The organism is Streptomyces sp. UNOB3_S3 (genome assembly GCF_020740895.1).
Lineage (GTDB): Bacteria > Actinomycetota > Actinomycetes > Streptomycetales > Streptomycetaceae > Streptomyces.
On sequence record NZ_JAILXP010000112.1, the window covers coordinates 1 to 19,114 of the forward strand.

Annotated in this window: 14 protein-coding genes and 2 pseudogenes; 6 read left to right on the forward strand and 10 right to left on the reverse strand. The window is 67.7% G+C overall.

Going from position 1 to position 19,114, the window contains the following annotated elements:
- Nucleotides 1–66: 66 nt before the first annotated feature.
- The 3 genes from K6I33_RS14710 to K6I33_RS14720 all read left to right on the forward strand — a co-directional run bounded on the left by K6I33_RS14710 (nt 67) and on the right by K6I33_RS14720 (nt 4,922).
- Entirely contained in the window at nt 67–1,299 is a 1,233-nt protein-coding gene (locus K6I33_RS14710) for a cytochrome P450 (RefSeq protein WP_229351908.1), read from the forward strand.
- A 114-nt stretch (nt 1,300–1,413) separates the two neighbouring features.
- Nucleotides 1,414–3,474, forward strand: coding sequence for an APC family permease (locus K6I33_RS14715; protein ID WP_229351909.1), 2,061 nt, complete (start codon nt 1,414–1,416; stop codon nt 3,472–3,474).
- Between the two features lie 119 nt (nt 3,475–3,593).
- Entirely contained in the window at nt 3,594–4,922 is a 1,329-nt protein-coding gene (locus tag K6I33_RS14720; RefSeq protein WP_229351910.1) for a class I SAM-dependent RNA methyltransferase, read from the forward strand.
- 477 nt (nt 4,923–5,399) lie between these two features.
- On the opposite strand, the pseudogene K6I33_RS14725 reads toward K6I33_RS14720, so the two are convergent.
- Together K6I33_RS14725 and K6I33_RS36345 are read right to left on the reverse strand one after the other, a co-directional pair.
- Nucleotides 5,400–5,516, reverse strand: a pseudogene (locus K6I33_RS14725) (IS630 family transposase); the annotation flags it as partial.
- On the reverse strand, nt 5,468–5,626 hold the full coding sequence (locus K6I33_RS36345; RefSeq protein ID WP_308297162.1) for a winged helix-turn-helix domain-containing protein: 159 nt from the start codon (nt 5,624–5,626) through the stop codon (nt 5,468–5,470). The pseudogene K6I33_RS14725 and the gene K6I33_RS36345, both read right to left, overlap by 49 nt.
- Before the next feature lie 576 nt (nt 5,627–6,202).
- Between K6I33_RS36345 and K6I33_RS14735 the strand changes: the two genes are divergently transcribed.
- On the forward strand, nt 6,203–7,261 hold the full coding sequence (locus K6I33_RS14735) for a DUF5677 domain-containing protein (RefSeq protein ID WP_229351911.1): 1,059 nt from the start codon (nt 6,203–6,205) through the stop codon (nt 7,259–7,261).
- A 274-nt stretch (nt 7,262–7,535) separates the two neighbouring features.
- Here K6I33_RS14735 and K6I33_RS14740 read toward each other — a convergent pair whose 3' ends face one another.
- From K6I33_RS14740 to K6I33_RS14750, 3 genes are all read right to left on the reverse strand, one after another.
- The gene (locus K6I33_RS14740; RefSeq protein WP_229351914.1) at nt 7,536–9,425 is read right to left on the reverse strand and encodes a DUF2075 domain-containing protein; all 1,890 of its coding nucleotides are present in this window, start codon (nt 9,423–9,425) and stop codon (nt 7,536–7,538) included.
- A 197-nt stretch (nt 9,426–9,622) separates the two neighbouring features.
- On the reverse strand, nt 9,623–9,895 hold the full coding sequence (locus K6I33_RS14745; protein ID WP_229351916.1) for a DUF6255 family natural product biosynthesis protein: 273 nt from the start codon (nt 9,893–9,895) through the stop codon (nt 9,623–9,625).
- Complete coding sequence (locus K6I33_RS14750) at nt 9,895–10,824, reverse strand: ATP-binding protein (protein ID WP_229351919.1); 930 nt, start codon at nt 10,822–10,824, stop codon at nt 9,895–9,897. The genes K6I33_RS14745 and K6I33_RS14750 overlap by 1 nt, the downstream gene beginning before the upstream one ends.
- A 199-nt stretch (nt 10,825–11,023) precedes the next feature.
- On the opposite strand from K6I33_RS14750, the gene K6I33_RS14755 reads away from it, so the two are divergent.
- On the forward strand, nt 11,024–11,875 hold the full coding sequence (locus tag K6I33_RS14755; RefSeq protein ID WP_229351921.1) for a helix-turn-helix transcriptional regulator: 852 nt from the start codon (nt 11,024–11,026) through the stop codon (nt 11,873–11,875).
- Nucleotides 11,872–12,075 carry a DUF397 domain-containing protein gene (locus K6I33_RS14760; RefSeq protein ID WP_229351923.1) on the forward strand — a complete coding sequence of 68 codons (204 nt, stop codon included), beginning with the start codon at nt 11,872–11,874 and terminating at the stop codon, nt 12,073–12,075. The genes K6I33_RS14755 and K6I33_RS14760 overlap by 4 nt, the downstream gene beginning before the upstream one ends.
- Nucleotides 12,076–12,335: 260 nt before the next feature.
- On the opposite strand, the pseudogene K6I33_RS14765 reads toward K6I33_RS14760, so the two are convergent.
- From K6I33_RS14765 to K6I33_RS14785, 5 genes and pseudogenes are all read right to left on the reverse strand, one after another.
- Nucleotides 12,336–13,191 (reverse strand): annotated as a pseudogene (locus K6I33_RS14765) (hypothetical protein).
- Nucleotides 13,136–13,303 carry a hypothetical protein gene (locus K6I33_RS14770; RefSeq protein ID WP_229351933.1) on the reverse strand — a complete coding sequence of 56 codons (168 nt, stop codon included), beginning with the start codon at nt 13,301–13,303 and terminating at the stop codon, nt 13,136–13,138. Before K6I33_RS14770 ends, K6I33_RS14765 begins: the two are co-directional and overlap by 56 nt.
- A gap of 36 nt (nt 13,304–13,339) precedes the next feature.
- On the reverse strand, nt 13,340–17,224 hold the full coding sequence (locus K6I33_RS14775) for an AAA domain-containing protein (RefSeq protein ID WP_229351925.1): 3,885 nt from the start codon (nt 17,222–17,224) through the stop codon (nt 13,340–13,342).
- The gene (locus K6I33_RS14780) at nt 17,221–17,652 is read right to left on the reverse strand and encodes a hypothetical protein (RefSeq protein WP_229351927.1); all 432 of its coding nucleotides are present in this window, start codon (nt 17,650–17,652) and stop codon (nt 17,221–17,223) included. The genes K6I33_RS14775 and K6I33_RS14780 overlap by 4 nt, the downstream gene beginning before the upstream one ends.
- A gap of 479 nt (nt 17,653–18,131) precedes the next feature.
- Nucleotides 18,132–19,114, reverse strand: a 983-nt coding sequence (locus tag K6I33_RS14785) for a M48 family metalloprotease (RefSeq protein ID WP_229351930.1), incomplete at its 5' end; no start/stop codon positions are given.

Sequence of the window (19,114 nt, forward strand, 5' to 3'; positions counted from 1 at the left end):
CCCCGGTATGGCCCCCCGCCCTCAGCCGTCCGCGCCGACCCCGGCCGAGACCTCTGGAGACCGCCGATGGACCGCCCCGCATGCCCCGTCACCATCGATCCCGCCGGCCGTGACATCCACGGCGAAGCCGCCCGTCTCCGGGCCCTCGGGGAAGCGGTCCCCGTGGAGCTCCCTGGGGGCGTGGTGGCGTGGGCAGTGACCACCCAGCCGCTGCTCAAGCGGCTGCTGACCGACCCGAGGGTCTCCAAGGACCCGCGCCGGCACTGGCCCGCCTGGATCAACGGCGAGATCTCCCCGGAGTGGCCGCTGTACACCTGGGTCGCGGTGACCAACATGTTCACCGCCTACGGAAGTGACCACAAGCGGCTGCGCACCCTCGTCGCCAAGGCCTTCACCGCCCGCCGCACCGCCGCCCTGCGCCCGAGGATCGAGCGGATGGCCGCCGACCTCCTCGACGGCCTCGACGCCACCCCGCCCGGCGCGGTCGTCGACCTGCGCGAGGAGTACGCCTACCCCATCCCCATCCAGGTCATCTGCGAGCTCTTCGGTGTCGAGGACGAGTCCACCCGCGAGGGCCTGCGCCGCTGCGTCGACTCGATCTTCCACACCTCCGCCGACCCGGAGGAGGTCACCGCCACCTACGCCGAGCTCTACGGGCTGCTGCGCGGCATCGTCGCCACCAAGCGCGAGACGCCCGGCGACGACATGACCAGCGTGCTGATCTCCGCCCGCGACGAGGAGGACGGCAAGCTGGGCGAGCAGGAGCTCGTCGACACCCTCCTGCTGATGATCGGCGCGGGCCACGAGACCACCGTCAACCTCCTCGACAACGCCATCCACGCCCTGCTCACCCACCCCGAGCAGCTCGCCCTCGTCCGCGACGGCAAGGCCGGCTGGGACGACGTGATCGAGGAGACCCTGCGCGTCCAGGCACCCGTCGCCAGCCTCCCGCTGCGCTACGCGGTGGAGGACGTCGAGCTGGACGGGGGAGTGGTGCTGCGCAAGGGCGACGCCATCGTCGCCGCCTACGCCGCCGCGGGCCGCGACCCCGGCCTCTACGGCGACGACGGCGACCGGTTCGATGTGATGCGTGCCACCAAGGAGCACCTCTCTTTCGGCCACGGCGTCCACTTCTGCCTCGGCGCCCCGCTGGCCCGGCTGGAGGCGGCCGTCGCGCTGCCCGCGCTCTTCGACCGCTTCCCCGGCATGTCGTTGGCGGCCGCTCCGGAGGAGCTCAGCCCGGTGGAGTCCTTCATCTCCAACGGCCATCGCGCGCTGCCGGTGAGGCTGCGACCGTAGTCGGATTTTGGACTTCCCTTTACCCGCCGGGAGTGATCGCGTAGCGTACGAGGATTCGACTCCCGGTGGGTGGCGGGTGGGCGGCATCCATACGCAACCCGTACGATCCTCTGCGTGTCCAAACTGACCGACCTGCCGAAACGGATCCTCATCGGCCGGGCGCTGCACAGCAACAAGCTGGGAGAAACCCTTCTCCCCAAGCGCATCGCCCTTCCCGTCTTCGCTTCCGACCCGCTCTCCTCCGTGGCGTACGCGCCGGGCGAAGTGCTTCTCGTGCTGTCCGTGGCGGGCGTCTCCGCCTACCACTTCAGCCCATGGATCGCGGTGGCGGTCGTCGTGCTGATGTTCACGGTGGTCGCCTCGTACCGCCAGAACGTCCACGCCTACCCGAGCGGCGGTGGCGACTACGAGGTCGCGAACGTCAACCTCGGCCCCAAGGCGGGCCTGACCGTCGCCAGCGCCCTGCTCGTCGACTACGTCCTGACCGTCGCGGTCTCCATCGCCTCCGGCATCGAGAACCTCGGCTCCGCCATCCCCTTCGTCGTCGAGCACAAGACCGCGTGCGCCATCGCCGTGATCGTGCTGCTGACCCTGATGAACCTCCGGGGCGTCAAGGAGTCCGGCAAGCTCTTCGCGATCCCCACCTATGTCTTCGTCGGCGGCGTCTTTGTGATGATCGCCTGGGGCGCCTACCGCGGCCTGATCGCGGGCGACACCATGAAGGCCCCCACCGCCGACTACACGATCAACGCCGAGCACACGGGCCTCGCGGGCTTCGCCCTCGTCTTCCTGCTGCTCCGCGCCTTCTCCTCCGGCTGCGCCGCGCTCACCGGTGTCGAGGCGATCAGCAACGGCGTCCCCGCCTTCCGCAAGCCGAAGTCCAAGAACGCCGCGACGACCCTGGCCCTCATGGGCGGCCTGGCCGTCACCATGTTCTGCGGCATCATCGGTCTGGCCCTGGCCACCGATGTGCGGATGGCCGAGAACCCGGCCACCGACCTGCTGAAGAACGGCACTCCGGTCGGCGACGGCTACACCCAGAACCCGGTGATCTCACAGGTCGCCGAGGCCGTCTTCGGCAACGGATCGTTCCTCTTCATCGTGCTGGCGGCCGCCACCGCGCTGGTGCTGTTCCTCGCGGCCAACACCGCGTACAACGGCTTCCCGCTGCTCGGCTCGATCCTCGCCCAGGACCGCTACCTGCCGCGCCAGCTCCACACCCGCGGCGACCGGCTCGCGTTCTCCAACGGCATCGTGCTGCTGGCCGGCGCCGCCGCCGTCCTGACGTACATCTACGGCGCGGACTCCACCAAGCTGATCCAGTTGTACATCGTCGGCGTCTTCGTCTCCTTCACCCTGAGCCAGACCGGCATGGTCCGGCACTGGAACCGCCTCCTGCGGTCCGAGACCGACCCGGCCCAGCGCCGCCGCATGATGCGCTCCCGGGCGATCAACACCTTCGGCGGCTTCCTCACCGGCCTGGTCCTGGTCGTCGTGCTGGTCACGAAGTTCACCCACGGCGCCTGGGTCGCCATCCTCGGCATGGTGATCTTCTACGCCACCATGACCGCCATCCGGCGCCACTACGACCGGGTCGCCGAGGAGATCGCCGCCCCCGACGAGCCCGGCGAGGAGACCGTCCGCCCCTCGCGGGTCCACTCCATCGTCCTGGTCTCCAAGGTCCACAAGCCCACCCTGCGGGCCCTGGCCTACGCCAAGCTGATGCGCTCCGACAACCTGGAGGCCGTCAGCATCAGCGTCGACGCGGCCGAGACCAAGGCCCTGCGCGACGAGTGGCACCGGCGCGGCATAGACGTCCCGCTGAAGATCCTCGACTCGCCCTACCGCGAGATAACCCGCCCCGTCATCGACTACGTCAAGGGCCTGCGCAAGGAGAGCCCGCGCGACGCGGTCAGCGTCTACATCCCCGAGTACGTGGTCGGCCACTGGTACGAGCACCTGCTGCACAACCAGAGCGCCCTGCGCCTGAAGGGCCGCCTGCTCTTCACGCCCGGCGTGATGGTCACCTCCGTGCCGTGGCAGCTGGACTCCTCCGAGGCGGCCCGCAAGCGCGCCCGCAAGCGCGCCGAGTGGAACGCGCCGGGCTCGGTGCGCCGGGGCCCGGTCGGGGAGCAGAAGAAGGAATCCAAGCAGAAGGCGGCGACGCGCAAGTAGCGCCACCGGTGTCGAGTACGGGGTGCGGCGGGACGTAAACTGGACGGCTGTTGTCCAGGGGGTCCCACCGCACCCCTTTCCGTACTTCTTCCCCCCTCTACTTTCTGGAGTCGACCGCAATGCAGCACGAGACCGAAGCATCGCTGGTCGGCCACGAGTACGAGGTCGAGGTCGGCCCGGTGGCCCACGGCGGCCACTGCGTGGCCCGCACGGAGTCGGGCCGGGTCCTGTTCGTACGCCACGCCCTGCCGGGCGAGCGTGTGATCGCCCGGGTGACGGAGGGCGAGTCGACGTCCCGCTTCCTGCGAGCGGACGCGGTGGAGATCCTCTCCGCATCCAAGGACCGCGTCCCGGCCCCCTGCCCCTTCTCGGGCCCGGGCAAGTGCGGTGGCTGCGACTGGCAGCACGCCAAGCCGGGCGCTCAGCGCCGCCTCAAGGGCGAGGTCATCGCCGAGCAGCTCCAGCGCCTCGCGGGCCTCACCCCGGAGGAGGCCGGCTGGGACGGCACGGTGATGCCGGCCGAGGGCGACAAGCTCCCGGCGGGAGAGGTCCCGGCCTGGCGCACGCGGGTCCAGTACGCGATCGACGCCGAGGGCCACGCGGGCCTGCGCAAGCACCGCTCGCACGAGGTCCAGGTCATCGACCACTGCATGATCGCGGCCCCGGGCGTCACCGAGCTCGGCATCGAGAAGCGCGAGTGGCCGCAGATCGCCTCGGTCGAGGCCATCGCCGCCACCGGCTCCCACGACCGCCAGGTCATCCTCACCCCCAAGCCGGGCGGCCGCCTGCCCATCGTCGAACTCGACAAGCCGGTCTCCGTCATGCGCATCGGCGAGCGCGACAAGCAGGTCCACCCCGTCCACGGCCGCGCCTTCGTCCGCGAGCGCGCGGACGACCGCACCTACCGCGTCGGCGCCGGCGGCTTCTGGCAGGTCCACCCCCAGGCCGCCGACACCCTCGTCAAGGCCGTCATGCAGGGCCTCATGCCGCGCAAGGGCGACATGGCCCTCGACCTCTACTGCGGCGTCGGCCTCTTCGCCGGCTCCCTCGCCGAGCGCGTCGGCGACAAGGGCGCCGTCCTCGGCATCGAATCCAGCAAGCGCGCGGTCGAGGACGCCCGCCACAACCTCCGCGACCTGGACCGCGTCCGCATCGAACAGGGCAAGGTCGAGTCCGTCCTCCCGCGCACCCGCATCGACAGCGCCGACATCATCGTCCTCGACCCGCCGCGCGCCGGCGCGGGCAAGGAGACGGTGCGCCACCTGGCGACGCTGGGCGCGCGCCGCATCGCGTATGTGGCGTGCGACCCGGCGGCGCTTGCCCGCGACCTCAAGTACTTCGCGGAGGCGGGGTACGAGCCGGTGAAGCTGCGGGCGTTCGACCTGTTCCCGATGACGCACCACGTGGAGTGCGTGGCGATCCTCAAGCCGATGAAGAAGGACGGCTGAACTGCGCCTTTGCCCCATGCGCGCTATGGGCGTTGCGTGGGGTACGGGCGACATCTTGACACTCGTCCTGATGGGGTGTCAGCGTCCTGCCGGCAGATGATGGGCTTGGGCCTACCGTCGTGCAGAGCAGCGCAAGGAGACTTGGGTGTGACGGGTGACCGCGCTGGGGCCAGTGCTGGTTGAGTGGGCCATAGGGGGCTTGCCTTCGTCGGTCTGCGCTCTCCGCCCCACCGCCGAGGCGGCCGTCCGCGAGGAGTCCACGGACGGACCTCTGGAGTCGCGTCTGGTGGCTCCAGGGAGCCGCTCAGCTCACTTCCTACGAGCCTTGGCTTTGGCCGCCATCTTCGCTTTGAGCTCCCTCGTCTGCCTGTTGATCGGGGCGCGCTCGGTCCACGCATCCTGGATGCTGCCAGCAGCGCGATTCTCCAGGCTCAACTGATCGTGTACACAGCTTGCCGGCTTCGGTACGGGCGCCACACTACGGCCGCGGACTCGGATCACGGGAGTGCGTCCGCGCCGGGCCCAGGTGCGGGCGGTCGGCGGCGTCATAGAGAAACCGGCCTCGTTCTCGAAGACGAGGTAGGCCCCGAGCACCGCTGCCAGGTCTCCTTCACCCACCCGGTGATCGCTTCCTCGCCCCGCTCGACGGCCCGCCGGGCGGGCACCTGGCAGGAGAAACCGTTGCGAACCAGGAGCTTGCGCATTCCTTGGATCGTTTAGGTCATGTGGAACCGGCGCTCGATCGCGGTCTTGACCCGGGACAGGGTCAACCTCTGGTCAGGCCAGCCAATGGGCCACAGGGCCCTTGGATAGCTCCTGTTCCAGCACGGCGAACTGGCCCTAGCCCAGCCTCGGCAACGGGGCTGGCCCCTTCGACCGCGAGGCGCTCGGGCCTCCGGACCGCCAGTCCTTCCGCTACCGCCCCACCGATCGCACATGGACCCGTAAGTCCTTCGCGATCACGGAACTCCTCTCGCCCAGGGCAAACCGCTCGGCTGCCCGGAGGCGGAGCTCCTCTCTGAACTCCCGCCGCTCGTCCGTGAGCCCATCACCCTGCGCACACCGCATGCCCTTGGCGTACCGCAGGGATCAAGACCTGTCAGCCACTACGACAACACGAGTTCAGGATCAGTAGCCCCCTGGCTCATCTCAGGAAACTTACCAACTTACTTGCGCCACAGCTCAGTTGTGTGCATCCTGGAAGGCTTTGTTCCTCAACGGAGAGAGGCCTAGCAGTGCGATCGAGGCTTACCGACCTGGTTAATGATCAGGTACGTGCGATGCTTGCGGACGGAACGATCACAAGCCCCAAAGAGATGGATCGCGAGTCGGTGTTTCAACTCGCGCTCGACAAAGTACTTGAGAAAGTCGGCGACATCGACCCTGTTGTCCGTGGTTCGGTCAAGTGGAGCTTGAAGTACGGGGCAAAGCGGCGTGCCCGCGTAGCACTGCACAACGAGCGCTCGATTCTGAAGAAGCTAGGGAAAGGATTCCGCGACCTGTCCAACGCTGTCACAGTGGCGGATGATGTCAACCGAGATCTTTTCGTGGATTTCGCTGAATGGGTTGCCGCTGAGAAGGACTCCCACGACAGCATCATCGGAGCGCCTGACATGATTGGCGGACCTACGCTTCACGTACTGACCATGTTGGGCCTTCATGCGCGAGGTTGCTCAATGGTCTCTGAGATTGATCTGCTGGCGCGTAAGGGGCTAATCGAAGCTGCGTCGGCTCGAGCGCGCAGCTTGTATGAACTCATGACTATCACCAGCTTTCTGTCGGTGCGTAACACTCCTCCCTACGAACTAACCGAGCGGTATCACCTTTCTGCGGTTGTCGAACGTAGAAAGGACGCACTCTTTATGGGTGAAGAGGACCCGTTTGCTTCGATGTCAGGGTTGGAAGACATCATCCGGACTGTCTGGGGGCCTGAGTTCTTCCGGCCGTATGGTTGGGCGCTGCCGGGTGTCCCAGGTGCCCGGCCTGGAAGGGTAACTTTCCGGGATATTGAGCGAGCGGCGGTTCTTGACCATATGCGGCACGCGTACTTGACCATGAATCATGCAGTGCATAGTGGAGCAATGGCTATCACGACACGGTTTGATGGTAGAGATCCGTTCCGCTATCGGATCGGTAGCGAAGTCGACTATTATTCGACCGCGTGGGTAGCTGGCGCGACAGCGCGTTTCTTCTTCTTCCTCAACCATCTCGCGATCAGGGAAATCGCCTCGCTAGTGAACCAGGACGCAGCGCTCATGCTTGGTCCACTGATTTCTCTCTGTGAGTCTGCTGAGCAGTTTTTCGAGGACTGTCATGTGGCCCACGCGCCATCTGTATAACGCTACTGAGGCAAGAAACCCGGGCTGCGTGAGCGGACGAGACCGCATACGTCATCCAGGGTGTGATGGTGCAACACTCCACGTACTCACTGGCCTGTGAAATCAAGAATCGGTGGATCTCGGCGTCAGCCGCGTGCATTATTCGGAAGAGTTGGCATCCCAGCGTTCATGGGTTCCCCGCATCGAACCGTTGACCTCTGTGACGTTGAGGGGGATTTCTGCCTCGTGCACAAGATCGGCGATGTGTGTGCCCAGCCGTCGTAGCCAGCATCGCTCAGGAGTCTGCCTGATCTTCTGCGGCGGAAGGGATCAGCGAGCGGAGCTTCTCCCGTGTCTCCGGGTCCGTTGAGTAGACGACCGTTCCGATCATGCCTCGGGTCAGCAGCACCTTGTACGTGTTGCGGACCAGTTGGTCGATCTCGTCATCCGGGGTCGCCTTCGTGAAAGCGGGGTCCTTGGACGCGGTACGGTCCACCACCCAGCGGTTGGTGCGCCAGACCAGGTCCGGGCCGATGATTACGCCCGACCAGTCGTACTCGAAGCCCTGCGCGGTATAGACGCATCCGACCTGACCGAAGCCGGCGGGGTCGGTGGCCCAGAGCGGTGCTGGCGGTGCGCCGAGGAGGGAGCGGTCTCCGTAGAGGTTCCACGGCCTGGCCCAGTCGCCGATGGTCACGTCGGTGGGCAATGTCGTCATGCTCGGCGTGATCTTTTTCGTCCACTTCCAGCAGTAGCCCGCCGATATCCGGGCGCCGTGGTCCTCGGCGCGCCGGGCGGCCAAGAAGTCTTCCAGCTCCTGGGGACTGTCTGCAGTCAGCAGCCGGACCTTGCCGTCAGGCTCCCACACGGTGGGTCCGTCGCCCTCCAGCCCCAGCAGGTCGGTGACCCACTGCACGTACGCTTCGCTGCCACCGCACCGGAACTGGCTGTCCAGGTCCACCACCGTGCACTCCAGCCCCAGCTCCTTCGCGGCCTTCTGGATCTGGTCTACCTTGCCCATCTCGCCAGGACGCACCACCTGGTGCTGGTCCAGCAGGAATACCGGCACGCGAGCCGCGTCGATCAGTTCTGCGACCTGGGGTCGGCCGGTGCGCAGTGCCGCCTTGGTGTAACGGTTGGCGGATGTCTTGCGGAGTCGGTGCGCCTCGTCGCAGACGAGCACGTCGAGGTCGTTGGGCTCGGCCTCCATGAAGCTGTTGAAGTAGCGGAAGAGTTGCTGGACCTCGGGCTTTCGGGCGCCCGCGACCTTGCGCATCGTCTTGGTGAACGACTGCGAACCGGTCGCGTGCAGAGCAGGCACCCCGCGTCGGTAGAGCTCGCCCAAGAGGGACAAGGCGATCACGCTCTTGCCGGAGCCCGGCCCGCCGGCCACCACGACCACCTGCTTGTGGTTGGACCGCCGCGCCTTCCGGACCGCTGACATCACGGTCTCGTAGGCGAGCCGCTGCTCGTCCAACAGTACGAACTGTTCCCGGTTGCGGACCTCTTCAGCGGCGACTGCCATCAGTTGCTTGGACGGCCGGACCTTGCCCTGCAGCAGTGCGTCAGCCGCGTCAGCACCGGGCTTCGGGGCCAGCTTCGAGCGCAGGTACTTCAGGAAGGCGCCGCGCTGTTCGCCGGTGTACATCCGGCCCCGGTCGTCCTCCGGGACGGCCCGCAGCCCCGCGACCCCGAATTCGGTGGCGTTGTGCAGGTAGGCCACCCCGGCGACCGACTCCGGGGCCTGCTCCAGCGCTCCGTTGAACGACATCAGGTAGTCGCAGTAACCCCGCACCTGCTCGATGGGGTTCAGGACGGGGGTCGGGTACGCGTCGATACGGCACCGCAGCGGATCGTCGTCCTCCGGGTACGCGCTGCTCCACTGCTTGAGTTCCACGACCACGTACGACGGACCACCGGTGGCAGGGTGGACACCGGCCAGTATGACGTCCGCGCGCTTGCTGGTCAGTGGCAGCCCGTATTCCAGCAGCACCTCGACATCCCCGAGCCCGGCTTCGACCAGCGCGTTGGTGAGTGCCGGGATGCTCCGCTCCCAGGAGCGCTGCTCGGACGGATGGGGTCGGTGGCCGTGCTTGTGCAGGAAGTTCTCGGTCAGGAGCTCTGCCAGCCGTCCTTCAAGGTGGGTGCGGTTGGCCAACGACGCCGCGGACTCACGGAACAGCAAGGAAATGCCCCCAGGCAGCACGAAGTAACTCGTGCGGGTGGGGGCATGTCCTTACGTTCCACGGAAGTGGAGCGGAAGCCCGTCGGGCCGCTGAGATGGTCTCCGCCATCCTAGGACAGGGCGTGGATCATGTAAGTAGGAGAGCGGATCTCGATCTCGCTGGGCAGCCCGCGCGGCCTGGAGGACGGAGCCGTCGGTCAGGCGACCGGGCGGAGCGCCGCGCCTGCGCGTGCCCAGTTGGTGAGGCGGCGGTACAGCGTGTGTGAGATCGCTACGGCGGCGGAGCGGTCCGCCCGGGTCGCGTCGCGCGGTGCCGGGGTCAGGGCCACCGGCAGCCCCGGCGGGCGCAGGGCGCCGTAGTGGGTGAAACGGCGCGTTCCGCACGTGTGGCAGCGTTCTTCGCCGTCGTCGGCTGTGTCCCAGCCTGACGGGTGCGGGCAATTGTCGACGAGACGACCTACGCCGTACATCAGCTCCTCCTCGACGAAGCCGTGGGGATCAGGTCCCGCAGGGGAGTGGGCAGGATGTCGGCGATGGGCATCCACGTGGTTCGGTCCGGTGACAGCTCCGGAGAGCCGGGTGGGGCCTCGAAGAAGTACCAGAAGCGCACCCGGTCCCTTTGCAGTCGGTCGTGAGGGCCGGACTGGCGCTGCTCGATCCACAGCGGTGGGGTCGGCTCCTCTTGGGCCAGCTGCAGTCCGGTCCGCTCGGTGGTGATTCTGTGGGCTGCGGCCGTCGGTGAGCCGTCCTGTCGTGTCAGCGGTCCGCTGAGCAGGCGCACCAGGCCGCCGGAGTGCAGGACCGAGCCGATGGTGACCGCGAGGCAGCGGCGGGTACAGGATTTCCCGGTGGCCAGGTGGTCGCACGTGGCACGGGTGTACCGGACGACTCCCGGTAGCCTTTCGGGGCGGGCGATCCCGTAGCGGAAGAGCTCGCGGACGACGTCCGCACCCCTGAGCGTGGACGCCGGCGGTATCGCCTGTGAGACGTCGAACTGGCACTGGACCTCTTTGCCCTTGAATTCGCTTTGGCCGAGTGGTGGCGCCACCACTCTCCAGCACCCGTGAGTGAGTGCGTCAACCAGCGTCAGACCGCGACCGGTTGTCCGTTCCGTTCGCGGATTGCGCCTGACCGGTTTGGCGCGGCAGTTGTCGCTCACGCGTACGTGTAGGAGGTACGCCTTGCGTTCCATGGTCAGGGCGCAGTGGGCGTCCTGGACGTGATCCAGGACGTTGGTCAGCAGTTCGTTGATCACGGTCACCACGTCGTCGGCGTATGCCGTCAATCCCCAGCGGTGGAGTTGGGCGCGTGCGATCCGGCGCACTATGGCCAGTTCCGCCGGTCTCAGCACGAGCTCCATCGCGAGCCGCCGGTCGGAGTGCCGTGTGTGGATCGTCATGTCCCCTCCATGTCCGGACAGGCAGAAGCCTGGGCAGGGTCGATCGACCTGGTGTCACGCTGCGGATGCGAGTCGTGACACGGTCGATGGTGGACCAGTGCAGAGGGTTCGGGCAACTATTCCCGCGAAGGTGATGTATTCCCGAGCGAATTGGCATATGACAGTGCTGAGGTGCGGGCGGGTGGGTCATCATGCACGCATGGATCAACGAAGCTTGCCAACCATGCGTAGCAAGCGGCTCGGTAGTGAGCTGCGGCGCCTCCGGGCGGACAAGGGCCTCACTGTCTCCGAGGTGGCGAAGCACCTGGAGTGCGGTCAGCCCAAGGTCTCGCAGATTGAGAACGGCAACCGGGGCGTCAGGCCCGGAGATCTGTCGGCGCTCCTCGACCTGTACGAAGTGGCCGACGGCAAGTACCGTCAACGCTTGCGCAAGCTCGCTGTCGACGTACGCAAGGTTGACTGGTGGACGTCGCAAGGGCCCTTGGTCGACGCGCTTCGTGACTACCTGATGCTGGAAGCCGACTCCGGGCTTGTTCGGGTGTATGAGCCGGCCCTGGTGCCGGGCATGCTGCAGACTGAGGCGTACATGCGCCAGTTGTTCACCTCTCGGCCTTCCGAGGGGCAAGTGGACACGCTCGTTGACACACGTCTCAAGCGCAAGGAACTCCTGGACGACCACTTGGGTTTCAGGCTGCGCACCGTGGTGGATGAGACTGCCCTGCACCGCATCCCGGGTTCCGGTGCCATGGCCGCCGAGCAGCTCGCATACCTGGAGAGCGTCGGGCGTAGGCCGAACGTTACCGTTCAAGTCCTTCCCGTCAAGGCGCGGTTCCCGGTCGACCAGTTCGGACCCTTCAGCCTCTTCACATTTCGGGGTCAGTCGTCAATCGATGTTGCGTGGCTGGAGTACTTGACTGGTGGTACGTTGCTGGAACAGGAGGGCGACGTACAAGCGTACGCGCGCGCGTGGGAAGAGCTGACGGCTGCCGCACTGTCCCCTTCCGACTCCCGGCAGCTGATTCGCGCACTTATCGAGGAACACGCATCATGACTGGGGCACGGCCCGAATGGCACAGGAGCAGCTACAGCGGCACCAACAACAACTGTCTGGAGCACGCTGCCCTCCCTGATGGCAGCCACGCCATCCGCGACTCCAAGGATCCCCGGCGCCGAATAACCATCCACTTCAGCGCCACGGCGTGGCAGGCCTTCATAGAAGGTCAGAAGAGCCCCGCTCCCCGCCATTCATGAAGCCCGATCTCACGGACTTCGTACGTTCGTTGACGCGGCGGGTAAAGCCCAAGCTCCCCGCGTCGGCGGCAGCGGAGGAGGGCCCCAGCCCTATGACCCCACAACCGGGGCTGAACCGTCCTGTCGGAAGGATGCGCCCCCGTGACGGTGACCGCCGCCAGAATAGTGAGTCGGCCGCCTGCCTCGAATGGCGCACCTGGCTACAGCGAGACGATGTGTGCGAGCCGGAATCCGCGTGCTGTGTGAGAGCGGTCGCGCGGTCAGTCCGTCTGAATCTCCGCGATGATCTGCTCAGCCATGCGGCGTGCGGGCTCCAGTCGAGGGTCCTTGGGGTGTGCTTCCGGCCCCAGGATCTTCGAGCATACGAACAGCGTCATCAGCTTGCCGTCCCGGCTCTCGAAGTCATGGCGCCGCTCTTGCCGAACGCGGTCAGCCAGAGCCGGGACAGCGAGGGAGCTTCCCCACAGCGAAGCGGAGTCCAGCCCCTGTGGCGCGTTGCCCCAGTCCTCCCAGTCGAAGAGGCAGAACGTCGGCGCGGTCACGTTGGCCCAGTTCAGATCCGCGTGGGCCGGCACCCACTGCTCCACAGACGTGTCGAAGCCGCCGGGGAACGCGCTGCGGATGGACTCGGTGATGAGGGCCTGCGTGATCGTGATGGTGTCCGGCGTGGCGATGCGGCTCGTGTCCTGCGCCGCGAGCGCGTCCAGTGATGCGTTGAGTGCCTGCCACCACTCATCCGGCAGCTTCGGACCTTCACTGAGTACGGCGGTACCAACCGGCGCCCCCGGCAGGAGCTCGGTCTCGTCGGCCCGCCACATCGCTGGCTCCTCCGCGTCCCGCCAGACCACACCCCTGCCATAGAGGCTGGGAGATCGCGTCCAGACGCGCGGCGCACTCTGTGCCGTTCCAGCCCTGAACGCCGATCTTGTTGAGTCCCCGCCTCTCGATGCGCACCCAGGAGTCCCGGTCCGTCCGCGCCCCGACAGAGCGTCGTTTACGGACGATCGCGGACCGATCCAAGTTGACTTGAAGGGTCCGCTCCACGCGATCGAGAACGTCGTCAACTGGTTCGACTCGCAAGTCGCCAGCCCGCGCCGAAGGCATCGAGAGCGTCATGTGGGCGACCGTAGCAGCGGGACAACTCGTACGGAACGGTGACCTGTGCGATCAGGTCGTCGAGCCGCGCGTCGTTCAGCGAGCCGCCCATGGCCACCACGGTCTCATTCATAAGGACGGTGTTCAGTGACCGTCCCTCCTCCGGCGCTCAACCCAACAGCCCCTCCAGCGCCCCACCCCCCGCCAGGATCCGCCAAGCCGGTACCCGGACCGTCCGTCCCACCGGGCCGGCCTTCGCGCCGGCACCGCCGGACGGCAGGTCCGTCAGCAGGTCGCTACGCGCGTGCGTCAGCCGCAGGTGACGGGCCGAGTCCTGGGCGTGCGAGGTTCCGGGGTCGATGAGCACCGCGGTGTTCTGTCCGTTCATCGTGAACAGCAGATCCACGGTGTGTCCGCCGATCACCGTGGCCCGTTCCAGGTCCGTGATGCCGCGCGTGCCGAGGTAGTCCTGGAGCCGGTCCGCGAGTTCGTTACGGAAGCTGGATGTCGTAGTCCCGGCTGGGGCCGTATGTTCGGTGCCCAGGCTGGCATCGGTCTTGTTGCTGAGCGCGGCCGACCGGTGCGCCAGCAATGCCGGAAGCCCGGCCTGCCCCTGCCAGAAGGCGTGGTTGCCCACTGTGATCAGCTGGGACTTCGCCCGGGTGACCGCGACGTTCCACAGGTTGACCTGGCTGGCCACCCAATGTGTCGTACGCGGTGGGGTGTTGGCGGCCGCCACCGGGCTCAGGACCATGACGTCGCGCTGCCCGCCTTGGAAGGCGTGCACGGTACCGACGCGTACTCGCTTGTCGTCCGCCCAGACGCGCGCCAACGCATCCTTTTGAGCCTTGAACGGGGTGACCACTCCGACCGTGGCGTGTTCGGGCAGCCCTGCGAGGAGCGCGTCCACTGTTTCCCTGACGGCCTCGGCCTCGGCCCCGTTGCGCCAGGATTGACCGCCGCCGCCCCGGGCCGACTCGCTGTGCGGCACGTCCACCCAGCCCAGGACCGGTGCCGGATCTGCTCCTCCGACCGGGTCCAGCGTCGGAACCTGCTTGCGGACGTCGGTCAGGACCTGCAACTGCCCTGCGTAGCAGTAGCCGTTGACCACATCGGCGATAGCCGGGTGGCAGCGGTAGTGCTCATCGAGCAGCAATGCGGCCTCACCGTGTTGCGCGGCCGCGTGGTACGAGGAGTACACGTGGTAGGTGAGCCGATGGTCCTCCAGCTGCGCGGCCGTCAGCCCTGCCCGTACCCGCGCCTGACGCTCCTGCTCGGCGCTGATACCTGGAATGTGTCCGAGCTGCATAGGATCCCCGATGATCAGCGCGCGCTTCGCGCGGAACAGCAGGGGCAGCACCGACGGGATCGAGCACTGGCTCGCTTCGTCGATCACGACGAGGTCGAAGAGCTTCGGTGTCAGTTCGAGCTGGCGCACCGAGTGGGTGCTGATCGCCCACCCCTTGATGTGCGCCATCAGATTGCGCTGACTTTTCTGGAAGCCCGAACGCTGGCGCAAGGCCTGGAGACGCTGGCCCATGAGCGATCGCCCGCGCATCATGGCCTCTGTAGCCAAGGCCTGGGACAACTCTCCCGACAGCTCGGACACGTCGGCGGCACTCTCCAGCCGCGCCCGCTTCAATCCTTCCTCGTCACGGGCAAGATGCCGCGGCGCGAGCTCCCGCACGCCACGTTCCACGGCCACAGTCTCTGCGAGCGCAATAAGCAATTCGGCTGGTGCGGGCCGTTCCGAGGCCCATGCCGGCCACGAGCCGGCCGAGTCGGTGTCGAGCGAGGCGACGAGCGCGGAGAGTACCCGTCCCCTGCGCCACCCGCCCAGGGCGAGCCTTCCGGCGCCGGCCGCCTTCCGGGCCCGCTCCTCCCAGCGCGCGAGGGCGGCCGTCCCGTCTTCCGCCCATACGGCTTCCAGCAGCGCCGATGGCAGCCCGAGCGCGTCCGTGCGCTCCTCCCGTTCCCGGAGCAGGCCCAGCAACCGCGCCTCTTCATCGACCAGCTCGGCGGCCTCCGCCCGGAGCGAGGCGGAACGCCCGCGCTGGTTGCGCAGTTCACCGGCCACGGTTGCCGAACCGCGTCGCGGTCCCTCGATGGTCCCGGCGAGCAGCTGTTCCAGTTTCGCGGCCTCGCGCTCCCGCGCCGCGGAGTTGCCCGTCCGCATCAGCAACCCCGGCGAGATCGCGTCACAGCGCTCGGCGACGACGTCCACGGCCTCGTTGTTCGTGGACGCGATGAGAACGGACTGGCTGGCGGCCACGGCGGTCGTCACCACAGCGGTCACGACTTCGCTCTTCCCGGTGCCGGGCGGTCCGGTGGCGACAGTGAGCCGACGGGTCATCGCCGATGAGATCACCAGCTCCTGGCTCTCATTGCAGGGCCCTGGGGCGACGACCGGGGCGTCATGGCTCGTTTCCTCGTCATCGCCGCCCGCCAGAAGCGCGTCGAGTGCCGTGCCGGCGATCTGCCCGGTCCGCGCGGACATCTGCAGCAGGTTGTCCACGAGGGCTTCGGAGGCGTTGCGCTCCACGCCCTTCGGCGTCAGCAGGACGGCCGAGTTGTGGGCTCCGGGCCGCAACGACTGCATCACGGACTGCTCGCTGAGCGACGACAGATCGAGGGGCTCCAGCTCCGGGAGTCCCAGCTCCGTGAGCAGCTCCCGCACGGCACGCACCATCTGGGTGCCGTTGCCCTCTTGCCAGGTCGGCTGCCAGCGGGCGAGCAACTCGGCGGCCTCGTCGTCCTTGAGGAGTTCCGCGACGACACCCGCGTGCAAAGAGGGCACTCCGCTCGGGCGGAGCGTGTCGCGACCGTCCTCGTCAGGGGCCAGTTCCATCGGCTGGATCAGCAGGGGCGCGATCCGCACGGCAGAGCGGCGCCGGCCATCCCCGCCGCGTTCGGGGAGGGTGACCGCCGGATACCCGTACCAGTACTCCTGCGTGCCAGCGTCATCCGTCCGGCTCCCGCCGCTCTTCGGCTTCGGTAGCTGCGCGGGTGCGGGAAGGCCGGACCCCAGGCCGGACTGGATCGTCTCCGGGCCCCGGCCCAGCAGGAAGTACGCGGAGCCGCGCCCGCTGTCCCGGTCGGGCAGTGTTTCCGCCGCGGCTTGCGCGCGGAGGCAGTGCGCGTAGTAGCGCAGCAGTCGCTGCCAGTCGACGCCGTCGCGTGCGTCCTGCTCGACCAGATCTCGCGCCTTGAGCAGGGCGGGGGAGAGCTGGGCGGCTTCGGAGGCTGCGGTAGCGTCGCGGGGGAGCGTGGGAAGGTTCACGGACCGCGCTACGGAGCGGGCGAAGGGCAGGGAGTGCGTCGCCCGGATGGTGGACTTGGTCGGCCGTTGTTCCTCGGGGACGCCGTTGCGCACCATCTGCGCGGTCAGGTACTCGAACAGGTCGTCCGGAGTGATCCACCCGCTGTCCTTGATCCGCCCGGTACGCAGGCCCTCCACGATCTCGCCGGTGAACCGGGAGGTGCCAAGGGAGGACCCGGCCGGAGCCATCGCCGAGGCGGTCTGCAAGGCGTCGGAGGCGGTGATGAAGTACACGCCGGTCGGCCGAAGCAGTGTGCTCGGCGACGTCGGGCCGTCGTCCGGGCCAGCCGCGCCCTTCGCCGTCCACCCTTGTACGACGGAGCCGCTGGAGCAGCAGTCCAGCAGCACGAGCTTGCAGGAGGCGCGGCAGGACTGCAGCATCCGCTCCAGGAACTCGGCGGGGACGGCGGTGCCGGGCAGGTCGTCCGGGTCGGTGTCCCGGGTGAGGAAGTACAGCTGGTTGTCCGTCTCGCAGAACTCCCCGTGCCCGCTGAAGTACAGCAGCGCCGTCTCACTGGCCTGCCGCGCCTCCAGGAACTCCTCGATGGCGTGCAGCATTTCCGCGCGGTTCGGCTCGGCGACCATCGCGCAGTCGTTGTACATGCCTATCTCGGTGCTTTCCAGCACCGCCTGCATGTAGTGCAGATCGGCGCGGACAGGAGGCAGGTCGTGGTAGTGGTCGCTGTCGTACGTGGATACGCCGATGAGCATGGCGTACCGGTCGTTGTCGCTCATTCCGCGTGCGGTCCGTCCTCGCCGTTCGCGGAGGGGCCGGCTTCGTCGCCCTCCCCGTTCACCGTGCCGCCATTGAGGAAGCGCTCGATCAGATCGTTGTCCGCACGGGCCTCCCTGCCGGTGAGGCGCAGGGACGTCCCGTCGGGACGGGTGGCGACGATCGTCCGCTGTGCCACGCGGGACAGCCAGGCCTGCACAACGGCGACGACGAAGGATCCCCCACCGAATGCGAGCCCGACCAGTTCGGTGACCGTCCCGCCCTTGTCGGTGCCACGGGTGGCCTGCTGCTCGGGGACGACGAGTTTCGCGTGCGGGTCGACGGCGGCGATCTCGGCCAGCAGCTCGCGCGCTTCGCGACGAGCGCGCAACGGGTCGTCGTCGACGATGGAGATGCGATGGACGGGCTCGCCCGCAGGGATGATGCTCACGTTTACTACCCCCTTGGTCACTCCGTGTGGTGGGTACACGGACCGGTAAGCCTAACGGGGTCGGCACCTGCCATCAGGCCAGATCCGCCAGAAGGTTTGCCAAAGCCACTTCCTCCTCGACCGGTGCGCTCGCACGCTCAATGCCTGTGCCAGCGCAGGATCCCAAGGAGACGCGGCTGGCGTGCCCGTCAGGTGCGGCAACAGCGCGGCGGTGGCGGCCAGGGTGCGGTAAGTCGGTGGCCGCGAACCGCCAGGGGCGCCATGCTGGACTGGTCTGCGGCGATGTTCCATCGGATTTGACGCCCCTGGCGCTCTCGAGGGCGTCGGGCAGCGTGCATTGGCTTCCGGCCCGCGCTTTCCTCGTGAGCGCCGACTCCGACGGCGTCCTGATAACGCACCACGTGGAGTGCGTGGCGATCCTCAAGCCGATGAAGAAGGACGACTGACCCGTCAGGTCCGAGGTGGAGCCGACTGCCTGACTAGCGATGTCCTGGCGCGTCGCGCTGCAGGTGCCGGAGCCGGGCCTCGAAGTTGGTGTGGGCGCCCCTTGCCGCCGGCTGGCCGGTGTGGGGCGCCGTTCCCGGCGGGGGGACGCCCGGGGCGGACTGGGACTGGTGTTCCGCGGCGAGTACGGACATCAGCTCGGTGGCGAAGCCGAGACCGGCCGCGTAGTCGTCCGCGCGGCACTCGGCGCGGCGGTGCAGCCAGGCGATGAGGAGCGGCGCCGCGATGAGGGGCAGGATGAGCCACCACATCGACTCCTGGAAGGTCAGGATGTAGAGGAACTGTGCGATCACCAGGACGAGGCAGCCTCCGCAGGCCACGCCCGCCACGTTTTTCGACCCCAGGAGACCGGTGATACCGGCGAGGATCCACCGCCCCACGGTTCTGGCCGGCAGCGCGTACCAGTCGGCGAGCATGGCGGCCCATGTGTGGCCGCCGACGTGGTGGCCCAGCTCGTGGGCGAGGACGGCCGCCAGTTGGGAGTTAGGCAGACGCTCCATCGCGTGCCGGGTGACGCCGACGATGTGACCGGCCACCGCTGTCGCGTTGAGCGCGGTGCTCTCCTGGACCCACAGCTCGTAGGTGTGCTGGTTCACCCCGGCGCGACGGGTCACCTGCTCCCAGACGACGGCCAGCCGTTGGGCCTCCTCGGGAGTGGGCCGCCGCAGGCCCAGCAGACGCCCGGCGATGGCCGCCTCGACCGGGCGGTGGAAGACCAGGGGGCCCGACAGCAGCCACGCCACCGGCATGATCAGTCCCAGGACGGGGTTGAGCAGGGCGAAGGCGAAGGAGACCAGCGAAAGGCTGATCAACGCGATCGGGAGGGTCATCACCAGCTGCGAGAGCGCGGCACCGTCCACTCCGCGCTGGTGCGCCTTCAGATGCTTGCGTCCCGATTGCAGCGCCAGGTCGTCGTGGTCGACGCCGCCTGCGGGAGGTAAGGCGGGGAGGGGAGGGA